Origin of the sequence: Sarcina sp. DSM 11001, from assembly GCF_900101015.1 — a bacterium.
Classification (GTDB): Bacteria; Bacillota; Clostridia; order Lachnospirales; family Lachnospiraceae; genus CAG-791.
In genome coordinates this window covers 17,199-32,036 of sequence record NZ_FNFZ01000025.1, presented here as the reverse complement: position 1 = coordinate 32,036, position 14,838 = coordinate 17,199, and the positions used below count along the sequence as shown (strand labels likewise).

The window sequence follows — 14,838 nt, the reverse complement described above, 5'->3', positions numbered from 1 at the left end:
GCCGGATCTCAACCATGTAAGGGCAGGATCGCAGCGTCTTCCGGCAGCGATTATTGTTTAGACTGGAAAGGAAGCGTTCTTATTCGCTGCCTCTGAGGAAATTATAAAAAGTCCTCCTGCTCCTCTCCAGTGGACAGGCCGTGTCTCCGGCCGCGCCTGCCCGGCCTTCAAGCCCCCCCCCGCCCCGATGTTTCCGGGGCCTCCCTCCATGTGGGAGATCTTCCGCGTTTTGCGGAATCGGGTGAGAACCTTTCAGGCGCTGCGCCATAAGCGGCGCCTCGTTATTCCCAAAGATTCTCAGAAGGCAGTCGATCGCCGCCACCCGCGGGCTTATTCGGATGGCGGAATGGCTGTCCTTTACAGCCATTCTCTGCTCAGCTCTTTTAAGCACATGCGCATTTTAAGCACATGATCATCTTCCGGCACTTGAGTACGCTTCACCCTGTGGACACGCGTGCATCCCGCACCCGCCGTTTTCAGGGCGCATATTCTCATCAAGCATATGCGTTGGAGTAAGTCACTGTTTTCTTCCTGTATGCACTTGTCAAGGTTAAAGGCCGCAGGTTTGGGCGGCTTTGTTCAGGGGAGCGGCTCCCCTGTTCTGTTATACAGTATACTCATTGCGGAATTGACCGTAAATGAACATGAAAAATATTTTATTGTTCCTGTTTATATGGTTTTTACGGGATTATTATGGGCTTTTTGTTCCTTTCATGGTACAATGATACAGATGAAAAAACACGAATAAACAACGAGCAAGTGTCCGCAGCCAGGCGGAATCCCGAATGTTTGGAGCGGGCTGAGAGCATCGAGGACGCGACAGCATGCGCAACTTCTTGCATGTGAGTCTGTGATCTATGCTCATAACCGTAAGCAAGACGAATGTTTGACAGGAAAGAAGGGGGCAGGTCAGGGATGGTATTGGAACTTAATCCGGAGCAGAAACAGCGCGTCAATCTATCGCTGCACGCTCAGGAGATCCTGGAGGCGGACCGGGAGCAGTTCGCCCCGCAGCTGACGAAGAACGGGTTCTTCAACGAGCTTTTGTATCGCTTTGCACCGCAGGCGGGGGCGTCCATCTCACAGACGCTCGAAAGGAGAAGGCAGACGATCCTCCTGCAGCTGGAAAACCTCGGGATGCAGAAAAAAAGGCTTGATCCCGAGACGGCGGAGGCCGTCACGAAGGCCCTCCTTTTACCCGTCCGAAAGGAACTGGAGATGAAGGCGGTATCGTACCCCAAGGGAATATCCGTCCTGTTCAGGCTGAGCAACCGGAACAGCGATCTCTTTTATGACCCGGACTGGCCTGACGCCGCTTTTTACAGGAACAAACCTGCCAGATATATGAAGGCTCTTATAGAGGAGTACGCTTCTCATACGCAGTACCAGCGGGAGGCTTTTTACTTCAACGAGTGGATCTCCCAAGCCGATGCCGCCGCAGCAGCGGGAAAGCTTCTGCGGATCACGACACGGAACCCCAGGGGAGAAGAGACATCCTGGGACCTTCGCGTGTACGGTATCCTTCCCAATGAAGCTGGGATCTTCCACTACCTTGTCGGCCGCTGCGTGCTAAAAGGCGGGCTCAAATCAGATGAGCGCATAGCATCCTTCCGCCTGTCACGCCTTGTGGATGTCAGGATCCTCTCTGCGTCAGGGATCCGGTCCGGAAGCCTGTCCTCTTCAGAAAAGAAAGAGATCGAGGAAAAAATCGCGCACGGCCGCGTCCAGTTCCTGGTCGGGGAAAAGGAAGAATGCGTCGTGCATCTGACACAGAAGGGAAAGCAGCTTTACAAGGCGATCCAGTATATGAAACCCCTCCCTTCTGAGATTGATGAAAATGGGAATTACCATTTTGAGTGCTCCACCTACCAGATCCTGCAGTATTTTTACAGGTTCGGCGGCGAGGCACAGGTCCTGCAGCCCCAATCCCTCCGCGACCTGCTGCGGGAAGAGTACAGGAAGGCGTATGAGGCCTATGGAGGGGACCCCGCCGGAAAGTGACGAAAGTGACGATCAACAGTGACGATCAACAGTGACGATCAAAATAGAAGGATCCGGAGTATCATTAAAGGAGAAATGGATTGTATTACCGGAATATTGATCCACAAGGAGAAATGGAACAAGGAGACTATATGAGTATTTTCAAGGAAGATTAAGAAGGAGCGATTGTATATGGCATCAAGTAAAGGATATCTGAATTTCATACTGGACCAGCTTTCCGGGCTGGATGATATTTCCTGCCATGCGATGATGGGTGAATATATTGTTTACTATCGCGGCAGGATCGTCGGTGGTATCTATGATGACCGTTTTCTGGTGAAGCCGACAAAATCTGCTGTGGCGATGATGCCGGACGCGGATAAGGAACTGCCCTATGAAGGCGCAAAAGAAATGCTGCTTGTGGACAATGTGGAGAATAGGGAGTTTCTGCAGGAACTGCTGAATGCCATGTATGATGAACTGCCGGCTCCAAAGAAAAAGAAAAGGATGAAATAATCGATGAAAACGAAGTCTGGCCGTTCCAGGACTATTCAGAATCTTTTGTGTTTGACGTGACAGGAAAACAGATTTCAGCTGACTGATAAGATCGAAAGGATATACAGACGTACGAGCTTCTTCTTTCAAACTGCTATGGCTTCGGCCGGGATGCAGGGCGAAGAGGATAAAGCGTTACAGTACAGACCGGCTCGAAACTCGAGGCGTTTTTCGCGGCTTTTTCGCGAAAAACCCGAGTTCAACGGCGCAAACACACTCTCAGAGTGTGTTGTGCACAGCGAAGCATATAACAAAGCTTCGCATTGTTGAATCACCGCGCGCAAGCGTTACATGTCCACGCCCTTCGAGGGGGCGTGGACAGTAACGATAAAGCTATGCAAAATAGGAATAGTTTACGATTGATTTAGCTGCTCCGGTTTTTTTGCATTCAGGTTTTTTGATAAAGTTTTGTTTTTATAATAGCCGGATCCTTTTTAATGAATAACAGGTGTAGAAACCGCCAAGTATAGTGGAGATGAATATGTTCAGCATTCGCCAAAATGCCCCTCATGATAATGGATCAAAGTATTACATCTGTGCCAGGCGGGACAATGGGTTCATTCCCGCTTACAGGGCCTATTTTTTCATTAACGGCAATAAGATTAAAAGAGTCAGCGTGTTCAGGTACGAACACTGTGTGATCTTTGGAAAAAGGGCAGACGAATACAAATTTTTTTCTCCTGCCTATTATGTATTTAATATCAAAGCTGAAAACAATGACCCGTCAGAATGGAAGATCAGGCAGAATGAATATGACAAAGAGAAATATGATATAAATGCTCTGATCAGGCTTTTGAAAAAAACAGAGATCACACTGAAGGGATATATAGAATTGGTCCTCCACGAATTTGACGGTTATCAGCTTATCCACATGGCAAGGACCGACCAGGAGGGTCATGGGACGATTCTTGGGGAGCAAAGCCTGTTCTTCAAAGACGGGAACCCGATCAAAATTGGAAGGAAGATAAGGCTTGATGACGTGAGGGATTTTTACAGATACTGCAAATGATCGCCTGCTCACATATCTTATAAGATACTATAAAAGGAAAAAAGGAAAGAGTGATTCCGGGAGGAGGAGTACATTAATATGAAAGATGAAACCATCAGAAGAATACGTCAGTTTACCGAAGACCGCGACTGGGATCAGTTTCATACTCCTGCAAACCTGGCGAAATCCATTTCTATAGAAGCCAACGAACTGCTGGAGTGTTTTCAGTGGAGCGATACGGATTATGATCTGAAACATGTCGGAGAGGAGCTTGCGGATGTGCTCGTATACTGCCGGAACCTGCTCGACAAGCTGGATCTGGACGAAGACGAAATCGTAAATCGAAAGATGGACCAGAACGAGGCAAAGTATCCCGTTGAGAAATCAAAGGGAAGCGCGGCAAAGTATGACAGGCTCTGAGAAGTGGGAGATACCTATGTCTATGGATCTGAAATGGGTGGAAGGCTTTACAATCAGCACCAGCGTTGATGGAAAAGCTGCGGTCATCCGGGCAAACCGGGAGGGCTTGCTTTCTCTGGCGAAACATCTGGCGTCTCTTGCGGAAGAGGCCCCGGGAAGCCACATACATTTTGACGAGTACAATTCTCTGGAAGAGGGATCTGCAGATCTGATTGTCGAGAGGATCAGATAAGCTCCTGTTGAGAATATGGATTTCCTGAGGAAACTGCTGGAAGCGATGTACGAAGAGCTGCCGGCTCCTAAAAAGAGGAAGTAAAAAGAGGAAGTAAATAAAGAGATGCATTTTGTACAGGCCAAAACGCTCCTCAACCGGGAGAATGGAATGAATGTATACCGCGGCTGTATGCATGGCTGTGTCTATTGTGATTCCCGCAGCCGGTGCTATCAGTTTACTCACCCCTTCGAAGATATTGAGGTCAAGGAGAATGCCCCGGAACTTCTGGAAAAGATCCTGCGGACGAAGAGAAAAAAGATCATGATCGGAACCGGATCGATGTGCGATCCTTATCAGCCCTGCGAGATGGATCTGAGGATCGTCCGGCGCTGCCTGGAGCTGATCGACCGGTACGGCTTCGGAGCAGCAGTCCTCACGAAATCAGACCGGGTCCTCAGAGACCTGGATCTTTTTACGAGTATCAACAGAAAAGCAAAAGCCCTTGTCCAGATGACGCTGACGATTGCCGATGAGGGACTGAGCAGGAAGCTGGAACCGAATGTCTGCAATTCCCGGCACAGATATGAGGTGCTGAAGGAGTTTCAGAGAGCCGGTATACCGACAGTTGTCTGGATGACACCTATCCTCCCCTTTCTGACGGACACGAAGGAAAACGTGGAGGCAATTGTGGACTGGTGTATCGACGCAGGCGTAAAGGGGATCATCTGCTGGAATATGGGCATGACGCTTCGGGAAGGTGACAGGGAGTACTATTACCGGGCGGTGGACAGGTATTTCCCGGGGCTTTCACTGAAATACAGGGAAAAATACGGGAACAGTTATGAGGTGGTCAGCAGCCGCAATGCAGAGCTTATGACATGGTTCCATGACCAATGTGAAAAACACGGTATTCTGCATACGCCGGAGGCCTGTTTTGCCTATATGCATGAGCTGCCGGAGCGATATGAGCAGATGACATTATTTTGAATGGAATGGTATGCCCTGCACAACAGGTTTTGAAGAAGAGCAAAATCAAAAGTAAAACTTGTTTAATGGGCTGAAAACCTGAAATGGGACCTGATCAGTGAAAAATGACATCCGCCTGAACTCTACTTACCGTAGGTGGTGCATACAGCCGCCTTGATCTACAATCTGTACATGGAGGTGAAAAATAATATGAACCAATATGTTACAGGTGCAGTGATCAGAGAACTGCGGGAAAAAAGCGGGATGACCCAGGCCCGGCTGGCGGAAAAACTCGGGGTAAGCGACAAGACCGTCTCGAAATGGGAGACGGCAAAAGGATATCCGGATATCACACTCCTGGAACCGATCGCAGAGGCGTTCAGGATTTCGGTAACGGAACTGATCTCCGGCAATACTGTTTTCAATTCAAATGTGTCTGCCAATATGCTGCGGTCCAGATTCTATGTCTGCCCGGTGTGCGGCAATGCCATACACAGCATGGGTGAAGCGGCTATTCATTGCCACGGGATCCTGCTCACACCTTTAGAAGTAGAACCTGCAGACGAGCGCCACAGGCTTTTCATCGAGCGCGTAGAAGATGAATATTATGTGCGGATCGATCACAGCATGACTAAGGACCATTATATTTCCTTTGCGGCAGCGGCATCTTCTGATGAAATGCAGATGGTGAAACTCTATCCGGAGGGAAACGCCGAAGCACGGTTTAAAATCAGGGGAGTCAGAAGGATCTTTTTTTACTGCAACCGTGATGGCTTTTTTTCAATTAATCCAGTATAATCTCTTACTGAGGATGCTCATACGCAATGCCATTTAGCCAGTTGTTCGATTGATGTCGAACAACTGGCTAAATGGCATTGCATGAATAGCTCTTTGGAAATGCTGAATATCTGTTTAGAAATATTGGTAAATAATGTATTCTTATTATGAGCAATGAGCAGTCAAAGCAGGTTTAAAGAGGGAAAATGAATGGAAATAAAGCTTGTGAAATGGTCGGAAGATCTGAAAGGGGATCTGATCAATCTATGCAATAAGGCAGACCGGTCCTTCCTTTCTGGCCGGATGCCATACCCCTATACAGAAGAAGCGGCGGATTGGTGGCTGGGGATGGTATCCGAACATGACGGAAAGGACGGTCTGTTCCGTGCCATTGTTGTAGACGGGAAGGTTGCGGGAAATATCTCCGTTGAGCAGAAAGCTGATGTGTACTGCAGGGATGGTGAAATAGGCTATTTACTTTTGACGGACTTCTGGTCTAAGGGAATCATGACGGTGGCAGTTCGCCAGATTTGCGAGGCTGCTTTTGCCGAACTGGACATCATTCGCATTACAGGCCTGGTATATGCGCCGAATACAGCCTCTCAGCGTGTTTTGGAAAGAAACGGCTTTGTGAAGGAAGGGCTGCAGAAAAATGCTGTTTATAAAGATGGCAGAATTTATGACTTGTGTCTGTATGGTAAGATAAAGTAAACAAACCGGTATGCGGAATCATGAATGTAGAAGAATGATTTCTGCTTTTCAGGGGAGCTATTGGATATATGGTGATCAGGAATTCAACGGAACAGGATTTTGACCGGATGATGGAGATTTACAGTTTCGCGAGGAGGTTCATGGCGGAGCATGGGAACCCCAACCAGTGGGGGCCTACCAACTGGCCTCCGGAGAAATTGATCCATCGTGACATCCGGAGCGGAAACAGTTATGTCTGCGTCAATGATGAAGGAAAGGTCGCCGGTACTTTTTTCTTTATTCACGGAAAAGACATCGAGCCGGTCTACCGGATCATCACGGATGGTGCATGGCTCGATGACAGTCCTTACGGCGTCATTCACAGAGTCGCCGGGGACGGGTCCGAGAAGGGAATCGGGGCTTTCTGCATAAACTGGGCATTTGAGCAGTGCGGGCATTTGCGAATGGATACCCATGGCGACAATATCGTCATGCAGGCCCTGCTTCGGAAGCTGGGATTTGTCCACTGCGGCACGATTTATGTGGAGGAGGATGATTATCCGCGCCTCGCTTTTGAAAAAACCTTCCGCACATGAGTTTGTGATTCTGGAAACATATTTTCATAGATTTTCGCAGATTAGGAGGTTATTATGAACAGAATCTGGAAAAAACTGGTACTTGTGCTGTGTGCAGTGCTGATCATGGGGACTTTCGTGTTCCCGGTTTCAGCTGCGGAGACCAGGGTGACCGGTGGAAGCAGCAGAGGGAATGCAAAGGTGATAGATATTAACAAAGATTATATCACCACGATCGGCAGCTCACAGGACTACTCTATTTTTAAATTTAAAACTTACAGCTACAGAGGCTATTATGAATTGCGGCTTACCAATGTAAGTGTCGCGAGACCGATCAACATATACTTGCGTGGGACAGACAGATTGGATGCCGGCACTGCCCTGGATACCAAAAACCTGACCAAAGGAAATGATTGTTATATACATACCTATAAAAAATCACTGAAAGAAAACAGCTGGTATTACGTTATTATCAAAAACACAAACAGAAGCTCGGGTAAAGTCAAGTTTAAGGTCTGGGGTGCAGAAGATCTGGAAGGGAATACGATGACCGCAGCCAAAAGCGTAGTAGTCGGCAAGAATTACTACGGGAAACACACCTATCCGGTCGATGCGGACTACTTTAAATTTGTTCCCGAATCATCAGGGAATTACAGAGTAGTTGTGAAGAATATGAGCCAGGTGGGCTGGATCAGATCAAGAGTGGTGAACGGAAGCAATACAATGCTGAAGAAAAAAGACTATTATCCTACCGGCGATTATATGAGCGCGGTAGTCAGCCTGTCCAAAGGACGCGCCTATTTCATTGATATTCAGACAGGCGATGAAGAATGGTCTGACCCCGACTGCAGATATAAACTCTTTATTCAGAAAAGGTGACCGGATCGGATGACCGGACCAGACGGCCGGATTCTATGACCGGACAGGATGGCCGGACTAGATGACCGGATTGGGGGATGGCTCCCCGGTCCACTCCGAGGCAGACGTAAGGAGACAGGAGAGACAGGGACGGTTCTTTGTTTCCTCTCAGGAGGAGGAAAAGAACCGTCCTCTTCCTTTTTTGATCACATAAAATATTGCCAACCGGGAGCGGCAGCGCTCCGCCTCTGAAGCACTGCCCCTCATAATTTTTCCGGCCGCTTTTCACGGAATTGGAAAAGAATAATAGAAATATAGAAATCGGCTGCGGATATACAGGATCCGCAGCCGGTTTCAGCATTATAGATGGCATTATATATGGCCCGCCGGAAGTAATATATATGGCCCGCCGGAAGCATTATATATGGCCTGCCGGAGGCATTATATGCATTATAGTTGGATTGCCGGCGGGTTCGGGCATGGTTTTCCGGAGGGAGGGTCAGATCTCCGACAGGTAGATGAGGGCGGAGCGGAAGTCTCCCCTGAAGTTGGGCATGGGCAGTCCGGCGTACATGAGGGCATCTCCGCGCATGCAGGCCCGGGGGCCGACGGGAAGGGTCATGGTAGGATCCTCCTCCGGCATGATGTCGGAGGTGCGGTCGACGATGACGGCATATTCACGGTCGGGATCGAGTCCGGGGATCCTCAGGATCCGGCTCCGGTCCTCGGGGACTTTGAGCACCTGGACATAGGTGACCACAGCTTCTGATTTATCCTTGGAAATGACAGCGTAGCAGTCATACAGGTGGTTTTCACGATAGGAGGCGATGCGGACATAGTCACCCCTGCGGATCAGGTCGTTGTATTTGTGGTAGAGGGCGATCTGCTGAGGGATGGCGGCCAGGTCCTTTTCGCTGAGCTTTGTGATGTCCAGTTCGTAGCCAAAGGTGCCGGCCAGGGCGACGATCCCGCGGGTCTCAAAGCTGGTGCTGCGTCCGACGACGTGGTTGGGAACTACGGAAACGTGGGCGCCCATGGTGGACAGCGGATACAGGAGGGAGGTACCTTCCTGGATCATCAGGCGCTCGACGGCGTCAGTGTCGTCGGAGCACCAGATCTGGGGGCTGTAATAGAGCATGCCGGGATCAAAGCGCGCGCCGCCGCCGGAGCAGTTTTCGAGGAGCAGATAGGGGAAATCGTCGATCAGACGGCCCTGCATCTCATAGAGGCCCAGCACATAGCGGTGGCAGAGCTCATCCTGATTTTCCGCTCCCAGGCAGGCGCTGCCGAAGTCGGTGAGAGTGCGGTTCATGTCCCATTTGACATATTCTATGTTGGCGCTGCGCAGGACAGCGGCGACCATATCATAAACGGTGTCGCGGACTTCCTTGCGCGAGAGGTCGAGGACATACTGGTTGCGGAGCTGTGTCGGTGTGCGGCCGGGGATCTTGATGGCCCAGTCAGGATGAGCCCGGTAGAGGTCGGAATCGGGAGAGATCATTTCGGGTTCAAACCAGATGCCGAATTTCATACCGAGGGCGTTGACTTCGTCGACCAGCTTTTTCAGACCGCCCTTGATCTTGTTTTCATTGACAAACCAGTCTCCGAGACCGGAGACATCCAGGTCGCGCTTGCCGAACCAGCCGTCGTCCATGACCAGCATTTCGATGCCTGCCTTTTGGGCGGCGCGGGCAATGTCCAGAAGCTTGTCGCTGTCAAAATCAAAATAGGTCGCCTCCCAGTTATTGATGAGGATGGGACGTTTTTTGTCTCTCCAGATCCCGCGGATCAGGTGGTTCCGATAGAGGTCATGGAAGGTGTGGGTCATGCCGCCCAGCCCCTGGCAGGAATAGACCATGACTCCCTCGGGTGCCTGGAAGGATTCTCCGGGTTGCAGTGTGAAGGAGAAACGGTCCGGGTTGATGCCCAGAGTCACGCGGATCGTATCGTAGGAATCACGTTCGACCTGGCCGCGGAAGTTGCCGGAATAGACCAGGTGGAATCCGTAGACCTCGCCCTGATGCTGAGTCGCTGAGGGGGAGACCAGGCCCAGGAAGGGCTGCTCATGGTGGGAGGTCTCGCCCCGGTTGGAGGAGACGCCCTGGAAGCCGTAACCGATGTCGCGGTAATTCATATGACGCTCACGGACCCACATGCCGTCCAGGGTGAGCAGACGGAAAGGCTTCTGGTCGGGGTCGGTGCAGTCCATATCAAGAGAAAGGGAGAGTGCTTTTTCCAGACGGACAGGCGCATCGCTGCAGTTGAGGACGCGGAGGCTGCGCATGACAGCATCATTGTCGGAAAAGATGGACCAGGATAAAAGAAAGCGTACGCCCAGGACCGGATCTTCCATTGTGATCTCGAGGGTCATTGTCTCTTCCGGATGGCCGAAAGTGGCGGGAAGCCCTTCGAGCCTGTCTTTTCCCCGGTAGATCCTGTGGGAAACATAATAGGGCTGCAAAGCGGTGTGTCCGCCCGCGCTCCGGACCGTGACGGCTCCATCGCGGTGGTCGCCGCCCAGCTCCCCGGGCAGTTCATGTTTCATACAGGCCAGGACCTTGCCCCTCTCCCCGCCGTTTGTGGAGGGCAGAAAAGGAGCTTCCTGATGCCGGAGGAGATAACGCAGATCAGAATCCTGCAGACGTCTCCCGAAGTAGACGTGTTCCAGAAACTGCTCTTCATCGATAACAGCCATCACATAGCTGACGTGTTCTGTGTCGATTTTAAAGATTCTTTCTTTCTCGAAATAGCGGATATTCATATGCTTCCTCTTTTCTTGTCGTAAATATTATGGCTGTTAACAATCACAGTTTAGCCTGCCTGAACGTGCTTTGTTTCATTGTTATCAGGCTGCATACTCGATAACGAGATTCTGAAACCGGTTTCAAGTATAACATATCCGGACCTCTGAAGGAATTCAGCAAATCATTTTCTGATTGTATACGTTCTGAGCTGCATACAAGTCCGGGTATGTAAAAGGTTGTGGAAATATGGTCACATTCCCAATCTCTCCATGTCTTCCAGTGTCTTTTGTGCTGCGCGGTCTTCATCTGCCGCATTGGTATCGGACCGGTATAGACCTGCCGCTTTGGAGCCTTCAGTCCCGCCCGCCAGGTTTTCCCCTGCGGCAGTCTGCTTTTCTCCCTCCTCTGTGAGGATGAAATCGCCGTACTCATCGACCAGGGGAAGCCATGGCTTCATGGCTGGAAGCAGGAGCCTGCTGTTGAGCATGGCGATGGCGCCGTATCCGAAGAAGACCCAGAGAAAGGCATAGAGGGGCATCATCTGGGGATCCGTATAGGTGAGATAGAGGGGGAAAAAATTGAAAAACAAAAGGACCGGAAGGACATATGCCCGCTTAATGGCAAAATAAAAGGTGTTTCGCAGCAGGCGGGGCAGGGTGTCTTCAAAGGCGGCCATGACCGGAAACAGGCAGACTGCGAGAATAGCCTCAGCCAGCAGCATGCCGTAGAGCGGGTATTTTAACAGTTCCAGCGGCATTCCGGTCTGGAGGCAGATCCGCAGGTCAAAGAGCAGGAAGACTGCCAAAGCGGCTATAAGGAGCCAGGCGATGGTGGCCTGCCTGAAATTGCTTCGAAAACCCTGCCAGAAGCATTTGAAGGGGTTGATCTGTCCGTCTCCACGCAGGGCCTTGAGCATGACATAATGGAGGGCAGCGCTGGACGCTCCGATCGTGATCACAGGCAGACTGAACAGGACGAACATGAGATTTGCTCCGATGACCACACCGCAGCGCGTCATAAGCTTCCCGAAGGCACTGTCATTGCTGAGAAAACTGCTGAGCAGTTCGTTCATAATCTGATCCTCTTATAATCCTTTTTTTCCTTTACCGTTGCTTATCCGATCTCTTTAATCCGGCTTTTTATCCAATTTCTTTAATCCGGCTTTTTTGTCCGATCTTTTTTATCCGGCTTCTTTATCTGATCTCTTTGATCCGGCTTTTTTGTCTGATCTTTTTTATCCGGCTGTCAGTTTCTGTCTTTCTTTTTTCAGGGGGATTCTCGGGCGGCGGTTTAACAGAGGTTTACTGGAGAATATAGTCCAGAAAGAGCTCTACGGCTTCCAGATGTTCGCTCTGCGCCCCGATCCCGATCGCGCACCCTTCCGTATACAGATGATATCTGGTCATGAGGATACTGTCGCTGATATCGATTCCGACAGGAACCGGATCTGTGCTGTATTCCTTGTCGTAAGGGATGGCGTACAGGAAGCGGTCTTTGTATTTTTCGCGGATCCGGGAACATTTGTCTGCATTGAGGTCCAGGAGCCGTCCGCTCTCCCCCAGAGAAGTCAGATTGTCAGGTTCCATAGTCACTGCGTCAAGGATCCCGACATCGGTGAATCCAACGAAGATCTCGTAATATTTATTTCCTGCCGCCTTGTTTTTTCCATAATCGAACCAGGCCTCGTCATTGAATTCGATCAGCTTTTCCGACAGGTCATAACCACTGTAATCGACGTATCCCTTCCAGAGCGGGGAGTTCGTCCCGGCTTCCTCCCGCGTGTTGGCGAGCATGAGGTAGAACCAGTGGTCGGAGAGTGTGGTCCGTACGCGGTAGATCACAAAGGAACCAAGGGTAAGGACGATCACGACCAGAGAGATCTGGAGCCAGTAGTAGTCGCGGACATAACCAAGCTTCTGTTTCATGGTCAGCCCTTTGAGTTTATCGGATTCACTTTTAAAAAAAGAGCGGATTCTGTTGAACATAGACGCGTTTCCCTGCGATGCAGAATATTATTCCGGCAGCCGTGGATCTGAAAAGATGAAGAATAAAAAGCGTTACAAAGTTGCAAATAAAAATAGAACATTCACTGATGAATAAAAATCGTTACATTCGCTGATGAACAGAACAAAACCGGAACCTATAACAGCCCCGGTTTTGTTCTTTTTAACTTATTCCGGATCTAAGGGTATGGCCTGAGGCCTTTCCCCTGCAGGATCAAGGCAGTCACCATAATTTCACACTGTTCAGGTGTGCTTTTCCCCTGCGGGATCAAAGATCGAGAATCACAGCTTACCGCCGGAGGTCGCGATACCTTCCACGAACTGTTTCTGGAAGATAATATAGATCACGATCATGGGGATGACAGCCAGAACGGCGGAAGCCATCATGGACGGATAATCACTGCCGTACTGACCCTGCATCTTGGCCAGACCTGCGGACAGGGTGGTCGTCGCGGAGTTTGTGCAGACGATCATCGGCCACATCAGATCCTTAAAAGCGAACAGGGCTGTGAAGATACCCAGGGAGACCATAGAAGACCGGGTCAGGGGCATCATGATCTTGAGGAATTTCTGCCCGATGTTGCAGCCGTCGAGACCGGCGGCTTCCTCCAGATCCATGGGGAGGCCCTCATATCCTGTTTTCAGCAGGTAGGTGCCGAATGCCGTGACGATACCCGGGAAAACAAGACCGGCTGTGGTATTGAGCAGACCGAGCTTGGAGACCATCAGATACTGGGGGATGATGAAGATCTGTGAAGGGATCATCATCTGGATGAGGACCAGGGAGAACATCAGGTTCTTGCCCGGAAAGTGCAGCCGCCCGAAGGCATAACCTGCCATGGTGGCAGTCAGGCAGGCGCATACCACACGGAAGAAGATCATCAGCAGCGTGTTTTTATACAGGATCAGGAAGTTGTAGCTCTTCCAGACAGTAGCGAAGTTTTCCCAGTGCCAGCCTTTCTGAGGAAAAATGTAGAAAGGAGCAACAGAGATGGCTTCCTGATTAGTCTTGACAGCCGTGAGGATCATCCAGACAAAGGGGACGAGCATGATAAAAGCCATGATCGTCAGGATGACATACATGATCACCTTGTTCAGGCGATCTCTGGTTTGAATATCCATATTTCACCTTTCCCTTTCCTTAGTTGTGATACACGAGCGTCTTTTCCGCTTTCTGCATGATGAAAGTTACGATCATGATGAAAACGACAAGGACGATGACGATGGTCGCGCCATATCCTTTGTTGCCGTTTGTGAAAGCGTAGGTGTAGAAAAGGTAAACAATGGACTGCACCTTTTCAAGGGCGACATTGGTCTTGTCCATGACCATGAACATCAGGTCGAAGACCGTCAGCGCACCGATCAGTCTGGTCTGCACGATGAAGAAGGTCGTCGGGGACAGGAGCGGGACAGTGATGTTGAAAAACTGATTGATGCCGGTAGCTCCGTCAATGGAGGCCGCCTCATAATAGTCACCGGGGATCTCCTGCAGACCGGAGATGAACAATACCATGTTGTAGCCGATCACGGACCAGACGCCGATCACACCGATGGAGATCCAGGCGATCCTGGGATCCGAGATCCAGGCGATATTAGTGTGCAAAATGTTGTTGAAAAGACCGAACTGCTGGTTGTAGAGCCATTTCCAGACCATGGCTACCGCTGCGGGAGCGCAGACCATGGGGAGGAAGAAGATCGTCCGGTAGATGGAAGTTCCCTTCAGTTTCTGGTTCAGGAATACAGCGAGGACCAGAGCGATCACGACTCCGAAAGGAACCTCTATGATCGCGTATTTGATCGTGTTGAGAAGGGACTGCCAGGTCTCTCCTGCGCTCAGCACTGCCGTGTAGTTGGCAAGACCTACGAACTTATTGCCTTTGCCGAAGTCGCCGGTTTTGCAGAACGACTGATAGATCGTGTTTACGACGGGATAGAAGTTGAGGACGATAAGACCGATCATCGTAGGGAGGATAAAGAGCCATCCCCAACGGGCTTCTTCTTTGGCCCTCGCAGTCATTTTCTGTTTACTCATGCTTCCCTCCATAAGTTTTGTTTATAGGGAATTATA

15 protein-coding genes are annotated in these 14,838 nt (G+C 50.3%); 10 read left to right on the top strand and 5 right to left on the bottom strand.

What is annotated here, in order from left to right:
- Positions 1-915 precede the first annotated feature (915 nt).
- The 10 genes from BLT02_RS12900 (at position 916) to BLT02_RS12855 (ending at position 8,044) form a co-directional block, all read left to right on the top strand.
- Positions 916-2,001, top strand: a complete 1,086-nt coding sequence (locus BLT02_RS12900; protein WP_175453833.1) for a helix-turn-helix transcriptional regulator — start codon at positions 916-918, stop codon at positions 1,999-2,001.
- A 171-nt stretch (positions 2,002-2,172) separates the two neighbouring features.
- Positions 2,173-2,496 (top strand): TfoX/Sxy family protein, encoded by a 324-nt coding sequence (locus BLT02_RS12895; RefSeq protein ID WP_092996267.1) that lies wholly within the window; start codon positions 2,173-2,175, stop codon positions 2,494-2,496.
- Positions 2,497-3,016: 520 nt separating this feature from the next.
- The gene (locus tag BLT02_RS12890; RefSeq protein ID WP_092996264.1) at positions 3,017-3,544 is read left to right on the top strand and encodes a hypothetical protein; all 528 of its coding nucleotides are present in this window, start codon (positions 3,017-3,019) and stop codon (positions 3,542-3,544) included.
- A 78-nt stretch (positions 3,545-3,622) separates the two neighbouring features.
- Positions 3,623-3,943, top strand: a complete 321-nt coding sequence (locus BLT02_RS12885; RefSeq protein ID WP_092996261.1) for a nucleotide pyrophosphohydrolase — start codon at positions 3,623-3,625, stop codon at positions 3,941-3,943.
- A 16-nt stretch (positions 3,944-3,959) separates the two neighbouring features.
- Positions 3,960-4,175: an Imm32 family immunity protein gene (locus tag BLT02_RS12880; protein ID WP_207649411.1), complete on the top strand. Its 216-nt coding sequence runs from the start codon at positions 3,960-3,962 to the stop codon at positions 4,173-4,175.
- Positions 4,176-4,280: 105 nt separating this feature from the next.
- Positions 4,281-5,144, top strand: coding sequence for an SPL family radical SAM protein (locus BLT02_RS12875; protein ID WP_092996255.1), 864 nt, complete (start codon positions 4,281-4,283; stop codon positions 5,142-5,144).
- Between the two features lie 189 nt (positions 5,145-5,333).
- Positions 5,334-5,921, top strand: a complete 588-nt coding sequence (locus BLT02_RS12870; protein WP_092996252.1) for a helix-turn-helix domain-containing protein — start codon at positions 5,334-5,336, stop codon at positions 5,919-5,921.
- A 189-nt stretch (positions 5,922-6,110) separates the two neighbouring features.
- On the top strand, positions 6,111-6,611 hold the full coding sequence (locus BLT02_RS12865; RefSeq protein WP_092996247.1) for a GNAT family N-acetyltransferase: 501 nt from the start codon (positions 6,111-6,113) through the stop codon (positions 6,609-6,611).
- 68 nt (positions 6,612-6,679) lie between these two features.
- Positions 6,680-7,186 (top strand): GNAT family N-acetyltransferase, encoded by a 507-nt coding sequence (locus BLT02_RS12860; protein ID WP_092996244.1) that lies wholly within the window; start codon positions 6,680-6,682, stop codon positions 7,184-7,186.
- Positions 7,187-7,240: 54 nt separating this feature from the next.
- A complete protein-coding gene (locus BLT02_RS12855; RefSeq protein WP_092996241.1) occupies positions 7,241-8,044 on the top strand; it encodes a hypothetical protein in 804 nt (267 codons plus the stop codon).
- Between the two features lie 478 nt (positions 8,045-8,522).
- On the opposite strand, the gene BLT02_RS12850 is transcribed toward BLT02_RS12855, so the two are convergent.
- The 5 genes from BLT02_RS12850 to BLT02_RS12830 all read right to left on the bottom strand — a co-directional run bounded on the left by BLT02_RS12850 (position 8,523) and on the right by BLT02_RS12830 (position 14,802).
- Positions 8,523-10,784, bottom strand: a complete 2,262-nt coding sequence (locus BLT02_RS12850; protein WP_092996238.1) for an alpha-galactosidase — start codon at positions 10,782-10,784, stop codon at positions 8,523-8,525.
- A 233-nt stretch (positions 10,785-11,017) separates the two neighbouring features.
- On the bottom strand, positions 11,018-11,839 hold the full coding sequence (locus BLT02_RS12845) for a YesL family protein (protein WP_092996235.1): 822 nt from the start codon (positions 11,837-11,839) through the stop codon (positions 11,018-11,020).
- Between the two features lie 229 nt (positions 11,840-12,068).
- Entirely contained in the window at positions 12,069-12,752 is a 684-nt protein-coding gene (locus tag BLT02_RS12840) for a hypothetical protein (RefSeq protein ID WP_092996232.1), read from the bottom strand.
- A gap of 300 nt (positions 12,753-13,052) precedes the next feature.
- Complete coding sequence (locus BLT02_RS12835; RefSeq protein WP_092996229.1) at positions 13,053-13,892, bottom strand: carbohydrate ABC transporter permease; 840 nt, start codon at positions 13,890-13,892, stop codon at positions 13,053-13,055.
- A gap of 19 nt (positions 13,893-13,911) precedes the next feature.
- The gene (locus BLT02_RS12830; protein ID WP_092996226.1) at positions 13,912-14,802 is read right to left on the bottom strand and encodes a carbohydrate ABC transporter permease; all 891 of its coding nucleotides are present in this window, start codon (positions 14,800-14,802) and stop codon (positions 13,912-13,914) included.
- Positions 14,803-14,838: the final 36 nt, after the last annotated feature.